Source organism: Bradyrhizobium sp. NDS-1 (assembly GCF_032918005.1).
GTDB classification, from domain to species: Bacteria; Pseudomonadota; Alphaproteobacteria; order Rhizobiales; family Xanthobacteraceae; genus Bradyrhizobium; species Bradyrhizobium tunisiense.
In genome coordinates this window covers 5,505,497-5,524,125 of sequence record NZ_CP136628.1, presented here as the reverse complement: position 1 = coordinate 5,524,125, position 18,629 = coordinate 5,505,497, and the positions used below count along the sequence as shown (strand labels likewise).

Below are 18,629 nucleotides of genomic sequence, written 5' to 3'. Positions count from 1 at the left end.
CAGTCTCGGAAGCCTTGAGGACTCACGTCCCCGGCCGCGACACCTCCGTCTCCTTGCTGGTGATGAACTCCAGCAGCACCGGCACGCCTTCCTGCGTCTTCTGGATGCCGCGCCTGATCGCGGGGATGATGTCCTCCGGCCGCGTCACCCGCTCGCCATAGCCGCCAAAGGCGCGCGCCATTGCGGCATAGTCGCCGGAGATGTCGGTCGAGCGATATTTTTCAGTCGAGATCGGCATCACCTTCAGTTCGATCGCCATCGAGAAATTATTGAGCAGGATCGACATGATCGGGATGCGCTCGCGCACCGCGGTCTCGAAATCCATGCCGGTGAAGCCAATCGCCGCATCGCCCCAGACGTTGATGCAGAGCTTGTCGGGCCTTGCGAGCTTGGCGCCCATGGCCAGCCCAAGGCCGTAGCCGAGCTGCGTCGTCTTGCCCCAGCCGAGATAAGTGAGGGGTTTGACCGACTTCCAGAACGGCGAGAGCTGGTCGCGCGGACTGCCGGCATCATGGGTGATGATGGTGTTCTCGATGTCGACGGTGTGCTGCAAATCCCACAGCACGCGATAGGGGCTGAGCGGCGCGTCGTTGCTGGTGAGCTTTGGCATCCATTTCGCAAGCCATTCCTTGTGCGAGGCCGCGATCTCGGCCGCGACGGCGGAAGCATCGCGATCCGCGGTGACGGTCTTGCCGATCTCCTCGAGCAGCGCGTCGAGCACGAGGCCGGCGTCACCGACGAGGCCGATCTTGGCTTCCACGTCCTTGTTGAGATGATTGGGGTCGAGTGTGGAATGGATGATGGTCTTGCCCTTCGGCATCGCGATGCCGAAATTGGTCTCGGTGAAGGAGCAGCCGATGCCGAAGACGACATCGGCCTGGCTCAGAAACTTCGGCACCGCGCGCGGCACCGCAAGCCCACCCGAGCCGAGCGAGAGCGGGTGCGTTTCCGGGAACGATGATTTGCCCCCTAGGCTGGTGGTGACGGGGATCGCCAGCCGCTCGGCCAGCCGCTTCAACTGCGGCCAGGCCTGCGCGTAGTGCACGCCCTGGCCCGCATAGATCACAGGCCGTTTTGCATTCACGAGCAGGCTCGCGGCTTCCTTCACGTGGACCGGATCGGCGCCGTAGCGGGTGCGCAGCACCGGCGTGTAGTCGAGCGGCTCCGGCACCTCCTCGTTCCACATGTCGGAGGGGATCTCGACGATCACCGGCCCGCCGCGGCCGTTCTTCAGCTTGGTGAAGGCGCGGCGGAAGATGTTGGCGACTTCCGCGGCGAGGATGATCGGCTCCGACGATTTCGCGAACGGCTTCATCGCCTCGCTGGAATTGAAGTTCGGCTCGATATGCGCCAGCCTGCGCTGATAGCCCATCGGCAGCACCAGCACCGGCACGGATTCGCCAAAGCACTGCGCGACGCCGCCCATCGCGTTCTCGGCGCCCGGCCCATGCTGCATGCAGAACGCGCCGATGCTGCGGCCCGACGTCACCCGCGAGATCGCATCCGCCATGTGGATGCCGACGCGCTCCTGCCGCACCATCACGGGGCGGATCTCGGCCTTGGCCGCATGCTCGATCAGATGGTTGACGGGATAGCCGCAGAGGATCTCGATCCCCTCGCGCTTCATGATTTCCGCAATGGCGGTGCCGAGCTTCATGGCGTCTCTCTCCTCGAGGCTTGGCCGGTTGGTCCGGCTGCTTGGGCAGAGAGGATCAGGAAATGCCGGGAGCGTAAAGCGTGGGCAGGCGACAGTCAGCTATGCAGCGAAACTGCCATAGTCGGATGGAGCGCAGCGCATCCGGGATAAAACTGCATTGGCGTGAGTTGCTCTCTCCTTGCGCCATCCGGGCTATGGAGCCGGCTATTTGCAATTCTTGCAGATCGTCAGTTTGCGTTTCAACGCCTCGTCCTCATGGTCGAGGCTGCTTGCATCCGGATAGGAGTCGGAGCCTCCTCGGGCGCGGGATCTCACAGGAGGTGTCACCTGACTCGGGGTGTCAGTCTCGTCCGCGGCGCTGAAGCCGTCGTAATCGGCCGCCGGCGGAATCCTGGAATTCCCGGTGTTCGCGCGCGACGGCGAGGCAGTTTGCGGAACCAGCGACACCGGCGGCTCGACCGAAGCCTGTCCCCTCGCGCTGTCCTGCGTCCAGGCGCCGATCGACATCAGGCCGACCGCCAGGAGCGTCACGCTTCTCATCCGCATCCCTCAAGCCGCTCCGGTCCATCGAATGACGGCATCGCGCGTCGAGCGGCGCTATGAAGACTATCGCGCAGTCGCATGGCGGTCAAAGTTGACGGAAATGGGATACGAGTGGTCGCCCGCGCGGACCCGAGACGCGGGCCGGGATGCGGTGACCGTGACCGACGTGAAAGCCGATCGCGACGACAAGGCGTTCCGCAGGGATTGCGCATGATCCCGCAGGATTCGGCAATACGGTTCAGCGTCCGTCGTGCAGTTCTGTTGGAAATGCGCAAACGGACATACCGACATGATTGAGCTCACCGTCAACGGAACCAAGCACCGTGTCGACGTCGTTCCCGAGATGCCCTTGTTGTGGGTGTTGCGCGACGAGCTCGGCATCACCAGCGCAAAATACGGTTGCGGGGTCGCGCAATGCGGCGCCTGCACCGTTCACATCGACGGCAAGGCGGTGCGGTCCTGTCAGTCGCATATCGGCGAGGTCGCCGGCAAATCGGTCGTCACACTCGAAGGTCTCGGCAACAAGGACCACCACCCTGTGTTGCAGGCCTGGATCGAGCATCAGGTTCCGCAATGCGGCTACTGCCAGACCGGCCAGATCATGCAGGCGATCACGCTGCTCACCAAGATCCCCAAACCGACGGACGAGCAGATCGATCAGGTGATGTCGGGAAATCTCTGCCGCTGCGGCACCTATCCGCGCATCCGCGCGGCGATCCATGCGGCCGCGGCCAAGAAAATGGCGGAGAAGTGACATGGGTCGTATGCAGGACCTTTCGCGCCGCGCGTTTGTCTTCGGCTCCGCCGCGCTGGCGGGCGGAATCGCCTTCGGCTCCTATAGCGGTGCTGAAGCGGCCGCACCGGCCGCCGGCGACAATCCCTTGACCGCCGGCCTCGGGCCGAATTCCGTGACGTTCAATCCCTGGGTCGAAATCAGCCCGGACAAGATCACGCTGATCGCCCAGCATGCCGACATCGGGCAGGGCGTCGGCTCGGTGCAGCCGATCATGATAGCCGAGGAGATGGACCTCGATCCCGGCCAGTTTGAAGTTCGCTTCGCCGGCCCGAGTCCCGCCTATTTCAACACCGGGTTCAAGGAGGAACTGGCGCCTTTCCTCGCCTCGGATCAGAGCCCCGCAGCCGAAGCGGGGCGCGCCGCGGCGCTTGAGGGTCTTCGAAAGTCCGGCCTGCAGATGACGGGCGGCTCGAGCACCATCTCCGACACCTACGAGAAGCTGCGCAAGGCCGGCGCCGTAGCGCGCGAAACGTTGAAGGCCGCTGCCGCCAAACGTTCGGGCGTCGCGGTGGCCGACATCCGCACCCGATCCGGGCACGTGATCCTCCCCGACGGCAAGAAGATTCCCTATGTCGAGCTCGCGGCGGACGCCGCGAAGATCCCCCCGGTGCTCGATGCGCAGACGCGCGATCCCTCCACCTGGCGCATGATCGGCAAGCCGATGATGCGCCTCGACGTGCGTTCGAAGGTGATGGGCGAGCTGAAGTTCGGCATCGACATGAAAATGGACGGCATGCTGTATGCCTCCGTCAAGCTGAACCCCAACAAGGGGCAGCCGCTGAAATCCTACGATGCGCGCAAGGCGCTTGCGATGCCGGGGGTCAAGAAGGTCCTCGAGCTCAGGAACGGCGTCGCGGCGATCGCGACGAACAGCTGGTACGCAATGAAGGCGGCCGACGCCATCGTTTGCGAGTGGGCGCCCTCGACCTATCCCGCAGAGCAGGCGGACCACTGGAAGGTTCTGGAATCGTCTTTCAAGCCGGAGTTCCTGGGCAAGGAATGGCGCACGATCGGCGATGTCGAAGCCGGCCTGAAGACGGGAACGCGCATCGAGGCCGAGTATCGCGCGCCCTATGTCGCCCATCAGCCGCTCGAGCCGCTCAACGGTATCGGCCTCGTCACCGATAAGGGGATGGAGATCTGGGTCGGACACCAGAGCCCCCAATTCGTGCAGCATGTCGCGGCGACCGCGATCGGCCTGAAGCCGGAACAGGTCACCTTCCACAATCAGTGGACCGGTGGGAGTTTTGGCCACCGTCTCGAATACGAGAACGTCCGTGTGCTTGCCGAGATCGCAAACCAGATGCGCGGCACGCCGATCAAGCTGGTGTTCTCGCGCGAGGAGGATTTCCTCCAGGACATTCCGCGGCAGATTGCCATCGCTCGGCACAGAGGCAGCATCGACAAGGGCAAGATCGTCGCGGCCGATTTGCAGCTGGCCTCGACGGCGCCGCTCAAGGGGCTGCTCGAACGTTCGGGCGCCCCCTCGAAGGATCCCGACGCGCAATTGGCGGCCGGCCTCTGGAACGTCTCCTACGACATCCCGAATTTCCGGGCCACGACTTACGAGGCGCAGGGACTGTCGCCGAGCACCACATGGCGGTCGGTCGGCGCTTCGACGGCCGGCTTCTTCACCGAGAGCTTCATCGACGAATTGATCCATGCGGCGGGGCTCGATCCGATGAAGGCGCGGATCGAGATGTGCGCCGTGCCACACTACCGCAAGCTGCTGGAGACGCTCGCGGAGATGTCGGACTGGAAGGGACCGCTCGGCAACGGCAGGGGCCGGGGCGTTGCCTTGGTCGAGTCCTTCGGCACACCGGTCGCCGAAGTCGTCGAGGTCACCAAAACCGACCGGGGCATCAGGATCGACAAGGTCTGGGTCGCGGTCGACGTCGGCAAGGTGATCGATCCCGTCAATTTCGAGAACCAGGTACAGGGCGGGGTGGTCTGGGGCCTCGGCCACGCCATCAACTGCGAGCTCACTTACGCGAAGGGCGCGGTGCAGCAGACCAATTACAACCACCACGAGGCCATGCGCATCTATCAATGCCCGGTGATCGAGGTTCGCGGGCTCGAGAACGAGCCCAAGGTGAGGGGAGTCGGAGAGCCGCCCGTTCCGCCGGCCGCGCCCGCGCTCGCCAACGCGATCTTCGCTGCGACCGGGCTGCGCATCCGCGAAATGCCCTTCAACAAGTTCATCGATTTCGTGTGAGGCAGGCCATGAAGGGATCTCTGATTGCGCTCGTCCTCGCGGGCTCGACTATCGCCGCCGTCACCGGCATCGTCGCGGCCAAGGACGAGGTCGCCAAAGACCTGCTGCCGCCGGGCAGCGTCAGCCGCGTCGAGGGGCTGGAGGCCTGGAAGCGGATCGAAGCAGTGGTGACGCATCCACGTTGTGCCAATTGCCATGTCGATGCCAAGGCCATCCCGATCTGGACGCCGGCAGGCGAAACCAAGCCCCGCGTGCACGGCATGAACATCCACGGCGGCGAGAGCCGCATCGGCGCGGAGGCGATCCCGTGCTCGACCTGTCACATGACTTCGACCCAGGCGAACGAGCCCGCGCCGGCGCCGCCACGCGCCGGCATCGACTGGCAGCTTGCCCCGGTGGCCTTCATCTGGTTCGGCAAGATCGGGTCTGAGATTTGCGCGCAGATGAAGGACCCCAAGCGCAATGGCAGACGCGATGCCGCCGGCCTCGTCGAGCATTTGCGGCACGATGCCTCGCTGAACGGATTCATTCCGCGCGGCTGGGCGCCCGGCGCGGGCCGGTCGACGCCGCCGGGTTCATTCGAGGATCACGTCAAGGATATGGCGAAGTGGGGAGCGGCGGGGCAACCCTGTCCGAATTGACGGTCCTGCGCGTCGGATGCCAAGTGCTGTCGCAGGGGTAAAACGGCAATTCGACGCGGCCGGATTTCACGGCAGCTTGGCCGATCCACCTACCATCCGTTGTGCTGCCCGACGGGCAAAACATACCACGGCTGGGTCGATGGCCGGACGTCAAAATATTCGAATTTACAGAAGTTCGGTTTTGCCGTACAAGCTCCGCCATCCCGCCCGCCACAAGGGGCGTTTCGCGATCGTCACGAGACGCGGGCCGGGATGCGGTGGCCGCGACGGCGTCGGCGCGCAATGGTGGCTGCAGGGCGGGGAAACCCGTGAGCAGCGGCAGGCGCGATACGACACGGCGCTGACAGCGTCTTCGAATGGTCTTTGCGGCGAGCGCACGCCAGCCGTCGAGAACCCAGCGAGGACGTGCGCGGACGGAGAAGTCGTGTGGTCCTGACGCCCGGGGTTCTGGCGTTAAGGCTTGCGGTGATGTGGCGGCCAACCGGTGCGCGCATCTGAAATCCGCAAGGCGACGGGGGCAATAGTGCAACGCTCCCCGAGGAGAGCACGAAGGACACCGTGAAAACCATCGCGCAGGGAAGGCCGGGCGACCGGCAACACCTGTGGTCCACCCCGTTCGCTTCTTTTAGCACACGCGGGACTTCGGGTGCCAGCCGGCGCCCGGCCTTCCCTGCGCCCTTGCTTTCAAAGGGCGCGAGACGAACGCAAAGCCCGGGCGAAACATGCCGCGGGGATGATCAGCCATGTCCATCGCCAAACAGCGGTCTCGTGCCCAGGACGCGCCGCAGCACGAAGTGATGCGGCGCAGAGCCGGGGCCCAGTCTCACAGCGCGTTCGGGACACGAGAGCGGCGCGATATGGCCAATGACGTCGGTTGGAGAGACGCCAACGCGCCGCTACGTCGTCTCCTCCAGCGCGCGGTGCAGCCGTCGGATGATCACGCCGCGGGCGCGGTCGTCGGCGGCGGCCCCAATCCGGTCGTTGATGTCCAGCATGAGTTCCGACATTTCGTTGTGCCAGTCGAGACGGGTCACGGCCTCCGGCGCGAGCCGCCGGCGATGATCGACGTCGCGCACGCGCGGTTCGGGTGCGGCGAGTTCGTAGATGTCGTCCAGCATCGGCTGGTAGACCCTCGCCGCCGGAATGATGCGCTCGGCGACGCGTTCGGCGAGGCCCGCGATCGCTGCTTCCTCGCCATGGACCAGGAACAGCCCGCGGGCGATCGGCCGTCGTGCCGCGATCCAGCCGGCGATGCCGGCGCCGTCGGCATGGCCCGAATATTCGTCGATCATGCGGATGCGGGCCGCGACCTTGATCTCGTCGCCCTGGATCCGCACGGCCTTGGCCCCGTTCTGGAGGAAGCGGCCGAGCGTGCCGTTGGCCTGGAAGCCGGCGAGCAGCACGGTCGCGCGCTCGTTCCACAGCCAGCGCTTCAGATGATGGCGGATACGGCCGGCATCGCACATGCCGCTCGCGGCGATGATGATATGGAATCCGGACAGACGCATGATCGCCTTGCTCTCGTCCGCGGTCTCGGTGAACTTGAGATGCGGCGAGTTGAGCAGCCGGCTGGCATCGACGGAGGGGTCGAGGCTCTCCGCATGGCGGCGGAACACTTCGGTGGCGCGGATCGCGAGCGGAGAGTCGAGGAAGATCGGTGCCGTTGGAATCTCGCCATGCTCCATCAGGTCGACGAGATCGACGATCAGTTCCTGGGTGCGCTCGACCGCGAAAGCGGGCATCAACAGCGCGCCGCCGGCCGCCGCGGCATCGCGCACCTCGGCCGCGAGGTGCTTGCGGCGGAGCGCAGGCGTCGTGGCCTCGCGCACCCGGTCGCCATAGGTCGATTCCGAGATGACATAGTCGAAATCGGTCGGCGCTTCGGGATCGGGCTGGAGCAGCTTGGCCTCCGGCCCGACGTCGCCGGAGAGCAGCACGCGCAGCGGACGCGTCGAACCCTGCTCGGCGATTTCGAGCTCGATCGAGGCCGAGCCGAGCAGATGGCCGGCGTTCCAATAGCGTGCGCGGACGCCCGGGATCACGTCGGTCCAGGTTTCATATTCGACTGCGCGAAACGATTGCAGCGATGCGATCGCGTCGGCCTGCGTGTAGATCGGCGCGACCTGCTTGCGACCGCGCGAGGCGTTGCGCCGGTTGAGCTGCGTGACTTCCGATTCCTGGATGCTGCCGGCGTCGGGCAGCATGTAGGAGCAGAGGTCGATCGTGCCGCGCGTCGCTAGGATCGGTCCCTCGAATCCCGCGCGCACGAGTTTCGGCAGCAGACCGCTGTGGTCGATATGGGCGTGCGTGAGCAGCACGGCATCGATATTGGCGGGGCGGAACGGAAAGGCGCCGTAGTTGAGCTCCTTCAGCGTCTTCTGGCCCTGGAACAGGCCGCAATCGACCAGGAAGCGACCGCCTGCGGTCTGAAACAGATAGCTCGAACCGGTCACGGTGCGGGCGGCGCCGCAAAATCGAACGGTGATGCTCATGTCGTCGTCTCCGGAAGATGTGCCGTCGGCAGTTCGGACCGCAGGGTGGCCGCGAGAATCTCGTCGAGCGCGATCGCATTGGTCGGATGCGGCACGCTGTCGGTCGAGCGAACCGACCGGATGCCGGCCTCGGCGAATGCGGCGATCATCCCGGCTGGAAAAAGCGCGTGCGTCACGATCGCATCGACGGCGGTCGCGCCCATCGCCGTCAGGGCCTTCGCCGCGGCCATCAGCGTCGTCCCGGAGGAGACGATGTCATCCACCATGAGCGCCGGCCGTCCCGCGAGCAGGCCGGGATCGGCGAAACTGATCGCTACGGAACGATCGCCGTGCCGCGTCTTTCGCGCCACCGTGTGCTGCAATCCGAGCCGGCTCGCGACGTCGTTGACCCAGGGCTCGGACTCCATGTCGGGTCCGATCACGATCGTCGCGGGATGGATGCCGCCGCCCCTCGCCAGTGCGTTCGCGATCGCCGGCATGGCGGACAGGTTCTCGGCTTCGATGCCTGGAAAAACGGACGCGATGTCGGGGGTGCGATGCAGGTGCGCATCCACGGTGACGATTCGGTCGACGATCGTTGCAAGCAGACCGCCCATGGCACGCTGGCTGATGGCCTCGCCCGCATGGAATGCTGCATCCTGCCGCATGTAGCAGAGATAGGGCGCGATCAGCACCAGCCGCTTGGCGCCACCGCGTCGCAGGGCCTCCGCGGCAAACAGCAGGGCGATCAGCTTGTCATTGGGTTGATCGAGCGGGGCATAGAGGAGGATGGTGTCGGTCGGCGGCGCGACGGCCACGCGCAGCTCGCCGTCCGGAAAGCGATGCACGGCGATCTCGCTGCAGGAAAGCCCGAGCCGCGCCGCAAGCCGCTTCGCCGCATCGCTGCCGCCGGGCAGTGTCTGGAGCGCGATCGTGCTCACGGCGCGGTCTTGCCTTGCAGGGCCTCGTGACCGTTGACGACATACCCGGTTTCCTCGGCGGCGGCATCGGCAACCAGATCCTGCTCGGTGCGATCGAAAGTATGGACCCGGTAGAGCGGCTCGCCCTGCTCGACGCGATCGCCGATCTTCTTGAACAGGCGGATGCCGGCGCCCTTGTCGAGCGGTGCTCCGGCGGTGCGGGCGAGGCGGTTCAGACGCAGGCAGTCGATCGCGGACACGGTGCCGTCATGCGTCGCCTTGACATCGAAGCTGATCGGCCCCAGCTCGCTGCTGCATGTCGACGGACCCTGGGCGTCGATGATTTTCTGCATCTGCTTCAGTGCCGCGCCGCTGTCGAGCAATTCGCGCGCTCTCGCATAGCCGGCGCCGCCGCGCAGCTTCGGATCGTATTCCAGCAGATGAGCGGCGAGCCGGAGCGATTTCTCGCGCAGATCGCGCGGCGCATCCGGATCGTTGCCGAGCACGGCCATGACGTCATTGGCTTCGAGCACCGGCCCGATGCCGTTGCCGATCGGCTGGCTTCCGTCGGTCATGATGACCTCGACGGTGCGGCCGAAGCGGTCGCCGACGAATTCGAACAGCTTTCGCAGCCGCATGGCCTCGACGCCGCTGGTGACCTTCGCGGTCGGCCCGACCGGAATGTCGATCAGCAGATGCGTCGAACCCGCCGCGATCTTCTTGGACATGATCGAGGCGACCATCTGCTCGCGGGTATCGAGGCTCAGGGGACGCTCGACCGAGATCAGGACGTCGTCGGCCGGCGACAGGTTGACGTGGCCGCCCCAGATCAGGCAGCCGTTGCAGGCCGAGACGATCGCCTTCATCTCCTCGACGCCGATATTCACCCGCGCCAGCACCTCCATCGTGTCGGCGGTGCCGGCAGGCGAGGTGATGGCGCGCGAGGACGTCTTGGGGATCGGCAGGCCGTGGGCGGCGACGATCGGCACCACCACCATCGAGGTGCGATTGCCGGGGATGCCTCCGATGCAATGCTTGTCGACGATGATCGGGGTCGGCCACACCAATTGCGTGCCGGCCTGGGCCATCGCTCCGGTCAGGGCGAGCAGTTCGTCGCTGGTGATGAAGCTCGCCGAACCGATCAGGAAGGCGGCGATCTCCATGTCCGAGTAGCGATAATGTGCGAGATCGTCGATGATCGCGCCGATCTCGGCCTGGCTCAAGGTTCGCCCGCGGATCTTCGCGCGCACCGCTTCCAGGCTCTCCGGAGGCGAGGCGGGCCTGACCGTGACCAGCGTGCCGACGCCTTGCGCGAAGCGTCGGAACGCAGGCTCGGAGAGCCCGATCTCGTCCGGGGCAGCCAGCGCGTGGTCGTCCGTGATCAGCAACGTCGCCAGCATGACCTTGTCGCCCTGGCGAAGCTCGACGCGGCTGAAGCCGCGGAAGATCTCGGCGCGCAGCGCTTTCGACTGCCGGGAGACGACGACGACGTTTTCGCGGCCGGTATCGAGCCGGACGCGGCGGATCTTCAGCTGGGAGTGCGGGAGGTCTGGATGCATGGACAGGCCGGCAAGGAGGAAACCCGGCCTCCATGCTTAGACGTCGCGGTCCTGATGCTGTTGACCCAGATCATGGCCTGGGGGAGGCCATGCGCGCCATGGCGATGTCCCCGATACCGGATGGCTGCATCCGGCCGGGGCGGCCGGTTACTTCATGGCGGAGTCGATCGAGTTGAACTTGTTGTTGAGCAGCGCGCCGCCCGTGCTGTTCACGATGGTGACGATCGCCAGCGCGATCCCCGCCGCAATCAGGCCGTACTCGATCGCCGTTGCACCATTCTCATCGGCAAGGAACGACTTGAGCAAACGCATTGCCAACTCCTGTTCATCCGATCCAACGTATGGTCGCATCGTCATCGGACTCGTAAATAGATCGAATAAGTCTTTATGCGCGCCAAAAGAATTAAGCCCGGGCGAGGGCGCCCCCCGCTCATACGACGGCACCCCTTAAATTAAGGTTCCACCGGTGCGTCCAAATGGATTCAAATCGGCCACCCACCGCCGTGAGGGGTGGTGAAGCGCGCCGGAAGGGGCTCTCCGTGCCGGGCAGGGGAGTGCCGCTTAACGAATTATTGAGGCTGTTTGCCAGGCCATCGCGCTCAGCCGCGCCGGCCACCCGCGTTCATCGCCCGCAGCATGGCGATGCGGGCGAACATCACCCAGCCGCCGCCCGTCTCGGCCGCCTCGATCAAGGTCTCGATCGCGGTCTGCCAGTGCGCCTCGTGCTGGGCGTCCTCGGGCAGGTGCATGATGTAGTCCGCGGCCTGCTGAAGCGTCAGCAGCTCGCGCTTGTTGTCCACGCGAACGGGATCGTCGAACGCCGTCGACCAGGGCATGTCAGGCCGCCTGATCCGCGAGGAGTGACATCACGGCGTGACTGCGGCTGCGATGCTGTCAGCTCGCCTTCTTCGCCCGCGCCGGCGCGCGCACCGGCTTGTCGGCGGCCTTTTTCGGGGCTTCCTTCGCCGTCTTCGCCGCAGCGTCCTTGCCGCCCTTGCCTGCGATCGGGAGCAGCATCTCGCGCTGGCCCTCGACGCGCTTCTTCGGCTTCCTGGCCTTGGTGGTCTCCTTGGCAGTCTCCTTGGCGACCTTCGCCGCAGGCGCAGCGTCCTTCTCGTTCGCGATGCTCTTCTTCAGCGCGTCCATCAAGTTGATGACGTTGCCGCCGCTCTTCGGCGTGGCCTTGGCCGCGATCGGCATGCCGCTGCGCTTCTTGTTGATGAGATCGATCAGGGCGGTCTCGTAATGATCCTCGAACAGCTCGGGCTCGAACGCGCCGGACTTCTTTTCGACGATGTGCCTGGCGAGGTCGAGCATGTCCTTCGTCAGCTTCACGTCCTGGATGTCGTCGAAATATTCCTGCTCGCTGCGGACCTCGTAGGGATAGCGCAGCAGCGTGCCCATCAGCCCGCTCTCGAGCGGCTCGAGCGCGATGATGTGCTCGCGGTTGGTCAGCACCACGCGGCCGATCGCGACCTTGTCCATGCTGCGGATGGTCTCGCGGATCACGGCATAGGCGTCGTGGCCGACCTTGCCGTCCGGCACGAGATAATAGGGGCGGATCAGATAGCGGTTGTCGATGTCGGCCTTCGGCACGAACTCGTCGATGTCGATCGTGTGGGTCGAGTCGAGCGCGATGTCGTCGAGCTCGTCCTTGGTGACCTCGATATAGGTGTCGGTGTCGACCTTGTAGCCCTTGACGATGTCCTCGGAAGTCACCTCGTCACCGGTCTCGGCGTCGACCTTGAGGTACTTGATCCGATGGCCGGTCTTGCGGTTGATCTGGTTGAAGGAGACCTTCTCGGTATCCGAAGTGGCCGGATAGAGCGCGACCGGACAGGTCACGAGCGACAGACGCAGAAAACCCTTCCAATTGGCGCGGGGGGCCATGGGCTACTCCAAACGCAACAGGGACAGACGATCAGGATACCATCGCGGAACAACGAATCAAAGCAAGGTCGGTTGCTGAATCTTCCAACTGCGTTAACCGGCCGCTGGGCCAAGCCCGATCCGACCGCAACAGCCGGAACATCATATCCAATCACGCGTTGGCTTCGAACATGGCTGCGAGGAGGTCGCGGCTACCCGATAGCGACATCCAGAGATTGAGGGCATCATGGCAACCACGCGAGAGCAGCGTCAGATCGTGGAAACTCCGACCGAGGCGCGTCAGGGCGAGCCTGGGCCTTCGGTGGCGGCGCTGCTCGCCATCTCGACCGGCCTTGCGATCCTGATCCTTGCCGTCGTCTGGTTCGTGTTCTTCCGGACCTGACGGCCGAATTCACGGGAAGGGCGGACCTTCCGGCGCGCGCCGCGGTACGCGGCAATTGCGCCCGCCCTGCAGCCGGCTCGTCCGGCCGCAGGGCGGGCGCAGTCGCGTTGGCTGCAAACACATCGTATATGACCGAAAAGTAATGCGGCCGGTTCCCGGCGTTCATATTCGGTTCACGCCGGAATTGCTCATCTGGTGCGGTGTTGATGTGGCCAATGTCTGGAGAGAAGCGTGCGCCTGCTCGTTGTTGAGGACGACCCCGATCTCAATCGCCAGCTCACCAAGGCGCTGACCGACGCCGGCTATGTCGTCGATCGGGCCTTCGACGGGGAGGAGGGGCATTATCTCGGCGACAACGAGCCGTATGATGCCGTCGTGCTCGACATCGGCCTGCCGAAGAAGGACGGCATCTCGGTGCTGGAGGCCTGGCGCCGCAACGGCCGCACCATGCCGGTCCTGATCCTCACCGCCCGCGACCGCTGGAGCGACAAGGTGCAGGGCTTCGACGCCGGCGCCGACGACTATGTCCCCAAACCCTTCCACCTCGAGGAAGTGCTGGCCCGCATCCGCGCGCTGCTGCGCCGCTCGACCGGCCACGCCCAGAGCGAACTCAGCTGCGGCCCTGTGACCCTCGACACAAGGACCGGCCGGGTCAGCGTCTCCGGCAATCCGGTCAAGATGACCTCGCACGAATATCGGCTTCTGGCCTATCTGATGCACCATTCCGGGCGGGTGGTCTCGCGCACCGAGCTGGTCGAACACCTCTACGACCAGGATTTCGACCGCGACTCCAACACCATCGAAGTCTTCGTCGGCCGCATCCGCAAGAAGCTCGACGTCGACATCATCCAGACCGTCCGCGGCCTCGGCTATCTCCTGACCCCGCCGGCGGCCTGAGGCGTTCGGGCTTGACGGGCAGCCCGACAGGGGCCTTGGTCCGGACATGAGCTCTGACGCCCTGCCATCCTGCGCCTCCCGGGATCATTCCGATGCGCGCTAGTTCGCTTGCGAACCGCCTGTTCCTGTCGGCGACCGCTTGGCTCGTGGTGATCCTGGCCGTCACCGGCGTGGTGCTGTCGTCGGTCTACAAGAGCGCCACCGAGCGCGCCTTCGACCGCCGGCTCAATCTCTATCTCCGGACCCTCATCGCCGAGGTCGCGACCCCCGACGAGCCGCCGGACCGTCAGTTCCAGTCGCTTGGCGAGCCCCTGTTCGAGTTGCCGCTGTCCGGCTGGTACTGGCAGATCACGCGCACCGACACTGAAAAGCCCGAAGTCCGCTCCTCGCGCTCGCTCTGGGACAAGAAGCTGCCGAAGCTCGAAGAGCAGGGCGCCGAGCTCACCGCCGCCGGCATTCGCCTCGCCTATGTCGACGGACCCGAGGGGCAGAACCTGCGCATGGTCGAACGTCCGGTCGATCTCGGCGCCGACGGCAAGTACCTGGTCAGCGTCGCCGGCGACGACACCGAGATTTTCGACGAGACGCGCAGCTTCGACTACTATCTCGGCGGCACCTTCACCGCGCTCGGCATCGTGCTGCTGCTGACGACCGTATTCCAGGTCCGTTTCGGCCTGGCGCCGCTCAAGCGCATCTCCGAATCCATCGCCGACATCCGCTCAGGGCGGGCGGAGCGGCTCGAGGGCGAGTTCCCGGTCGAGATCGCGCCATTGGCGCGCGAGACCAACGCCCTCATCGAGGCCAATCGCGAGATCGTCGAGCGCGCGCGCACCCATGTCGGCAACCTCGCCCATGCGATCAAGACGCCGCTCTCGGTCATCGTCAACGAGGCCGGCGCCCATGTCGCCGATCCCTTCGCCGCCAAGGTGATGGAGCAGGCGGACGTGATGCGCGACCAGGTCGCCCACCATCTGGAGCGTGCGCGCATCGCAGCGCGGGTCTCGGTGGTCGCGACCGTGACGGAGGTGGCGCCCGCCATCGAGGCGCTGCGGCGGACCATGGAGAAGATCCATCGCGACCGCGGCATCGTGCTCGAAGCCAAGGCCGATCCGTCGGCAAGATTTCGCGGTGAGCGCCAGGATCTGGAGGAGATGGTCGGCAATCTCGTCGACAATGCCTGCAAATGGGCAGCCTCGCGCGTCTTCATCGAGGTCACCGTGGAGACGCCGCACAAGGCGGGGGCGGGTCCGCGCCTGCGGATCATCGTCGATGACGACGGCCGTGGTCTGTCGGAGGCCGAGCGCGCCCAGGTCTCCCGCCGCGGCCAGCGGCTCGACGAATCCAAGCCCGGCTCGGGACTGGGGTTGTCGATCGTGACCGACCTTGCCGCGCTTTATGGCGGCAGCCTCTCGCTCGGCGGGGCGCCGACCGGCGGCCTACGGGCCGACCTGGTCCTTCCGGGAGTGTAATCCGTTGTTCCAACGTGGCTTTCGTCTTCGCCAAGGCTCGGCCGAAGCCGACCGGAAGGATTCCGTCCGACTTCCTAAACGGCTTCTTAAGTGGGCCCTCCTATGATCGCGCCCGGACGCATCCCAGGTCCGCCATTTTACCGTGCATTACCCGGGCGCATGAGCCAGACATCGATCGAGCGGCTGAGGGACTATCTCGCGCAGCTCCCGCCGCAGGCGCAGGCCCTGCTGATGCGGGAGTTCGAGCGCGCCCTGGAGCGCGGCCAGGACACGGCCGTCGCAACCCTCGTGCTCGAGCAATTGCGCAAGATCGTCCGCAAGACCGAAGCCGAGGAGGCCGTGCCTCCACGTACGGACGATCTGTCGCGGCTGCTGTTCCAGGTGTTGGAACCGTTCCTGGTCGAGGCGGGCGCCCCTGTCAGGGCCGGGCAGATCCGCCGCTCCTCGCTGCATCCGATCTGGCAATGGCTCGGCCGCGACGGCGCCCCGGACAAGGTAAGCGAATTCGAGGCGGCGCTGGCGCGCATGCCGGCGGACAGTGCGGGACAGGTCGAGGCCTTGGCGCAGAAGCTCCAAGCGGTGGCCGCAGACGCCATTTTCGAGCTGACGGGTCCCGGTGGCGGAGACAAGTCGCGCGCGCTGGCCCGGGTGGGCCCGCCCAACGTGATCGAGGACCTTTATTCGATCGGAGCGGTGCTTCAGGTCCGGGAGGCGATCGCCAGCCTGAACGAGAAGCTGCCACGCACCTTGCGCGCTTTCGGCGATTCCCAGATCGCCTCGGTGACGTCGGCGCTCAACATTCCGGTGCTCCAGACGCCGCAGATGCTGCCCTTTGCGCTGTCGATCGTGGTGCAGCGGATGACCGCCCCTTGGCAGATCATTCGCCTCGCCATCAAGATTGCTGCGTCCGACGACGAGATCCGCGTCGCCGCGACGCCCTATGGCATCGCCGTCACGATCGCGCTGCACGATCTGTCCTGTGTTGCCGCCACCCTGCGCATGGACATCAAGCGCGGCCATTTCGACAACGTTGCGGGCAATCTCAAGACATTGCACGACGGCGTGCGCGGCCTGCGCACCGAACTCGACCTGCGCAACGATTCCGCCTGGGGCAAGCAATTGACCTCGATCCGGGCCGACATCTCCAATGCGCTGCAATCCGAGATCGACAGCGTTCCCGGCCGCGTTCGACGTATCCTGCGCCAGCGCCCGGAGAAAGACATTCCGCCGGGCGCGCGGATCGACAGCACGGAGGTCGAGGAAGCGGTGGCGTTAATCGACTTCGTCGCGACCTGTCGCAACTATGCGAGCGAGCTTGCGATCAACGAGGTGACGCTGCGCACCTATTCCGATCTCCAGCAATATGTCGAACGCTCGACCGAGCAACTGGTGCAGTCGCTGCGTGCCGCCGATCACAAGGTCCGCACCTACAGGCAACAGCAGGTGCAGGCCGCGATTCGCTTCTGTCAGGTGCTGTTCGGCGATGATTACGCCTCGCTGATGAGCCGGGCAGCGGAAAACGCAGCCACGGGCGAGCGCAAATCGTCGCGCGCAAGCTGATCCAAGCGCATAATTTCGTGATCACAATTTGTAGTTGACCGTGCCGGTTGCGCGCCCTACGGTCCCCGTGCAAGTCCGGGGTACTTCTATTTGTGGGCGCATGAAACCCGTTATCAGCTCCATCGAAATCGAGAACCGCGTCATTACTGCCAAATATCAACGATTGATGGTCGGCGCGCAGGTGGTGCTGGTCGAAAAGGCAAGCGGTCGGCAACTGCCTGAGACAGTCACCAGGGTCGCCTCGCCGGTTCCGGTCGGGGCGTTGCGCATCCGACTGCCCGCGACAATCAGGCCCGGAACGTACTTCCTCAAGGCTCTCAACGGCCACGGTGAGGATGCCGCGCAAAGCACGGACTTCGAGATCGGCTAAGCCGTTGGAGTTTCACCGTTTCGGGACGCGCACGGGTCGCGCCGAATTGACAATTGTCAATTGCCGCATCGTCTGGCCGTGGTGTAAAGCCACCTATGGGCGCGGTTCGTGCGCTGCCGGAAGTTTACCTGATGACGCTATGGTTCGTGTTCGCGCTGATGACGGTCGCGGCGATTTTCGCCGTGCTCCTGCCGCTTGGCCGCAGCGCGCGCGCGCAAGACCAGGGCAGCGAGGTCGCGGTTTACAAGGACCAGTTGGCCGAGATCGAGCGTGATCTCGCCGCGGGCTTGATCCCCGCACCGGACGCCGAGGCGGCGCGCGTCGAGGTCAGCCGCAGGCTGCTCGCCGCCGCGGCCAGCGAACCCGCTGTGGCGCCGACGTCGAATCTCAAATGGCGCCGCGTGGCGGCGGTGCTGGCGCTCGCCGGCCTGCCGCTCATTGCGGTCGGCGTCTACATGCCGCTCGGCTCGCCCCGGCTTCAGGACTTTCCCCTGGCGGAGCGGGAGCGCGGATCCGGGTCCGGCATGGCGCAGTCGCTCGAGAATCTCGTGGCGCAGGTCCAGGACCATCTCGAGAAGAACCCGACCGACGGGCGCGGCTGGAACGTGCTCGCGCCGGTGCTGGAGCGGCTTGGCCGTTTCGACGACGCGGTGCGCGCCTATCGCAACTCGCTCACCTACAATGGCGAGAGCGCCGAGCGCCGGTCCGATCTCGGCGAAGCACTCGCGGCCGCTGCCGGTGGCGTGGTGACCGCCGAGGCCAAGACTGAATTCGAGCGTGCACACGCCCTGAATGCCGATGATCCCAAGGCGAACTACTTCCTCGGCCTTGCCGCCGAGCAGGATGGCCGCAAGGACGATGCCGCCACGATCTGGCGCGCGCTGCTTGCGAAAGCGCCCGCGGATGCGCCATGGCGTGCCCTGGTGCAGTCCTCGCTGGCGCGAGTCGGTGGCGGCGGCACGATGCCGGCGCTGTCCGATGAAACGATTGCTGCTTCCAAGGAGATGGCAGAAGGCGATCGCAACGCGATGGTGCGCGGCATGGTCGAACGTCTGGCCACCCGGTTGAAGGAGAAGGGCGACGACGTCGAGAGTTGGCTGCGCCTGGTGCGCGCCTATCTCGTGATGGGCGAACGGGACAAGGCCGTGGGGGCATCGGCCGATGCCCGGCAGGCGGTCGCCAGCGACGCCGAACGGCTTCGCCAGCTCAACGAAGGCCTCAGAACTCTCGGACTCGGCGGATGACGATGTCGGGACGAG

17 protein-coding genes are annotated in these 18,629 nt (G+C 65.5%); 10 read left to right on the top strand and 7 right to left on the bottom strand.

What is annotated here, in order from left to right:
- Positions 1-22 precede the first annotated feature (22 nt).
- Entirely contained in the window at positions 23-1,657 is a 1,635-nt protein-coding gene (locus tag RX330_RS25805; protein WP_317240340.1) for a thiamine pyrophosphate-requiring protein, read from the bottom strand.
- 403 nt (positions 1,658-2,060) lie between these two features.
- Between RX330_RS25805 and RX330_RS25800 the strand changes: the two genes are divergently transcribed.
- The 4 genes from RX330_RS25800 (at position 2,061) to RX330_RS25785 (ending at position 5,852) form a co-directional block, all read left to right on the top strand.
- Positions 2,061-2,414 (top strand): hypothetical protein, encoded by a 354-nt coding sequence (locus RX330_RS25800; protein WP_317240339.1) that lies wholly within the window; start codon positions 2,061-2,063, stop codon positions 2,412-2,414.
- Positions 2,415-2,489: 75 nt separating this feature from the next.
- Entirely contained in the window at positions 2,490-2,954 is a 465-nt protein-coding gene (locus RX330_RS25795) for a (2Fe-2S)-binding protein (RefSeq protein ID WP_212081344.1), read from the top strand.
- Between the two features lies 1 nt (position 2,955).
- Positions 2,956-5,211 (top strand): xanthine dehydrogenase family protein molybdopterin-binding subunit, encoded by a 2,256-nt coding sequence (locus RX330_RS25790; protein ID WP_317240338.1) that lies wholly within the window; start codon positions 2,956-2,958, stop codon positions 5,209-5,211.
- An 8-nt stretch (positions 5,212-5,219) separates the two neighbouring features.
- Positions 5,220-5,852, top strand: a complete 633-nt coding sequence (locus RX330_RS25785) for a hypothetical protein (protein WP_317240337.1) — start codon at positions 5,220-5,222, stop codon at positions 5,850-5,852.
- Between the two features lie 896 nt (positions 5,853-6,748).
- Here RX330_RS25785 and RX330_RS25780 read toward each other — a convergent pair.
- The 6 genes from RX330_RS25780 to RX330_RS25755 form a co-directional block, all read right to left on the bottom strand.
- Positions 6,749-8,344, bottom strand: a complete 1,596-nt coding sequence (locus RX330_RS25780) for an MBL fold metallo-hydrolase (RefSeq protein WP_317240336.1) — start codon at positions 8,342-8,344, stop codon at positions 6,749-6,751.
- Entirely contained in the window at positions 8,341-9,264 is a 924-nt protein-coding gene (locus RX330_RS25775; RefSeq protein ID WP_317240335.1) for a ribose-phosphate pyrophosphokinase, read from the bottom strand. Before RX330_RS25775 ends, RX330_RS25780 begins: the two co-directional genes overlap by 4 nt.
- Positions 9,261-10,802: a thymidine phosphorylase family protein gene (locus RX330_RS25770; protein WP_317240334.1), complete on the bottom strand. Its 1,542-nt coding sequence runs from the start codon at positions 10,800-10,802 to the stop codon at positions 9,261-9,263. The genes RX330_RS25775 and RX330_RS25770 overlap by 4 nt, the downstream gene beginning before the upstream one ends.
- A gap of 147 nt (positions 10,803-10,949) precedes the next feature.
- Positions 10,950-11,114, bottom strand: a complete 165-nt coding sequence (locus tag RX330_RS25765; RefSeq protein ID WP_212081350.1) for a Flp family type IVb pilin — start codon at positions 11,112-11,114, stop codon at positions 10,950-10,952.
- 287 nt (positions 11,115-11,401) lie between these two features.
- Positions 11,402-11,638: a hypothetical protein gene (locus RX330_RS25760; RefSeq protein WP_212081351.1), complete on the bottom strand. Its 237-nt coding sequence runs from the start codon at positions 11,636-11,638 to the stop codon at positions 11,402-11,404.
- A 58-nt stretch (positions 11,639-11,696) separates the two neighbouring features.
- On the bottom strand, positions 11,697-12,692 hold the full coding sequence (locus RX330_RS25755) for a Ku protein (RefSeq protein WP_212081352.1): 996 nt from the start codon (positions 12,690-12,692) through the stop codon (positions 11,697-11,699).
- A gap of 226 nt (positions 12,693-12,918) precedes the next feature.
- On the opposite strand from RX330_RS25755, the gene RX330_RS25750 reads away from it, so the two are divergent.
- The 6 genes from RX330_RS25750 (at position 12,919) to ccmI (ending at position 18,614) form a co-directional block, all read left to right on the top strand.
- Complete coding sequence (locus tag RX330_RS25750; RefSeq protein ID WP_187435894.1) at positions 12,919-13,074, top strand: hypothetical protein; 156 nt, start codon at positions 12,919-12,921, stop codon at positions 13,072-13,074.
- A 231-nt stretch (positions 13,075-13,305) separates the two neighbouring features.
- Positions 13,306-13,971: a response regulator transcription factor gene (locus tag RX330_RS25745; RefSeq protein ID WP_063195961.1), complete on the top strand. Its 666-nt coding sequence runs from the start codon at positions 13,306-13,308 to the stop codon at positions 13,969-13,971.
- A gap of 92 nt (positions 13,972-14,063) precedes the next feature.
- Positions 14,064-15,440, top strand: a complete 1,377-nt coding sequence (locus RX330_RS25740) for a sensor histidine kinase (protein ID WP_317240333.1) — start codon at positions 14,064-14,066, stop codon at positions 15,438-15,440.
- Positions 15,441-15,599: 159 nt separating this feature from the next.
- Complete coding sequence (locus tag RX330_RS25735; protein WP_212081354.1) at positions 15,600-17,000, top strand: hypothetical protein; 1,401 nt, start codon at positions 15,600-15,602, stop codon at positions 16,998-17,000.
- Positions 17,001-17,100: 100 nt separating this feature from the next.
- Positions 17,101-17,370, top strand: coding sequence for a hypothetical protein (locus RX330_RS25730; protein ID WP_212081355.1), 270 nt, complete (start codon positions 17,101-17,103; stop codon positions 17,368-17,370).
- 131 nt (positions 17,371-17,501) lie between these two features.
- On the top strand, positions 17,502-18,614 hold the full coding sequence (gene ccmI / locus RX330_RS25725; protein WP_212081356.1) for a c-type cytochrome biogenesis protein CcmI: 1,113 nt from the start codon (positions 17,502-17,504) through the stop codon (positions 18,612-18,614).
- The last annotated feature ends 15 nt before the right edge of the window (positions 18,615-18,629 follow it).

What these genes read in the sequence shown, in the direction of transcription:
- RX330_RS25785 (WP_317240337.1), top strand. Translation starts at nt 5,220, where the DNA reads ATGAAGGGATCTCTGATTGCGCTCGTCCTCGCGGGCTCGACTATCGCC.
- RX330_RS25750 (WP_187435894.1), top strand. Translation starts at nt 12,919, where the DNA reads ATGGCAACCACGCGAGAGCAGCGTCAGATCGTGGAAACTCCGACCGAG.
- RX330_RS25795 (WP_212081344.1), top strand. Translation starts at nt 2,490, where the DNA reads ATGATTGAGCTCACCGTCAACGGAACCAAGCACCGTGTCGACGTCGTT.
- ccmI (WP_212081356.1), top strand. Translation starts at nt 17,502, where the DNA reads ATGACGCTATGGTTCGTGTTCGCGCTGATGACGGTCGCGGCGATTTTC.
- RX330_RS25765 (WP_212081350.1), bottom strand. Translation starts at nt 11,114, where the DNA reads ATGCGTTTGCTCAAGTCGTTCCTTGCCGATGAGAATGGTGCAACGGCG.
- RX330_RS25770 (WP_317240334.1), bottom strand. Translation starts at nt 10,802, where the DNA reads ATGCATCCAGACCTCCCGCACTCCCAGCTGAAGATCCGCCGCGTCCGG.
- RX330_RS25805 (WP_317240340.1), bottom strand. Translation starts at nt 1,657, where the DNA reads ATGAAGCTCGGCACCGCCATTGCGGAAATCATGAAGCGCGAGGGGATC.
- RX330_RS25755 (WP_212081352.1), bottom strand. Translation starts at nt 12,692, where the DNA reads ATGGCCCCCCGCGCCAATTGGAAGGGTTTTCTGCGTCTGTCGCTCGTG.
- RX330_RS25740 (WP_317240333.1), top strand. Translation starts at nt 14,064, where the DNA reads ATGCGCGCTAGTTCGCTTGCGAACCGCCTGTTCCTGTCGGCGACCGCT.
- RX330_RS25760 (WP_212081351.1), bottom strand. Translation starts at nt 11,638, where the DNA reads ATGCCCTGGTCGACGGCGTTCGACGATCCCGTTCGCGTGGACAACAAG.
- RX330_RS25790 (WP_317240338.1), top strand. Translation starts at nt 2,956, where the DNA reads ATGGGTCGTATGCAGGACCTTTCGCGCCGCGCGTTTGTCTTCGGCTCC.
- RX330_RS25780 (WP_317240336.1), bottom strand. Translation starts at nt 8,344, where the DNA reads ATGAGCATCACCGTTCGATTTTGCGGCGCCGCCCGCACCGTGACCGGT.
- RX330_RS25735 (WP_212081354.1), top strand. Translation starts at nt 15,600, where the DNA reads ATGAGCCAGACATCGATCGAGCGGCTGAGGGACTATCTCGCGCAGCTC.
- RX330_RS25730 (WP_212081355.1), top strand. Translation starts at nt 17,101, where the DNA reads ATGAAACCCGTTATCAGCTCCATCGAAATCGAGAACCGCGTCATTACT.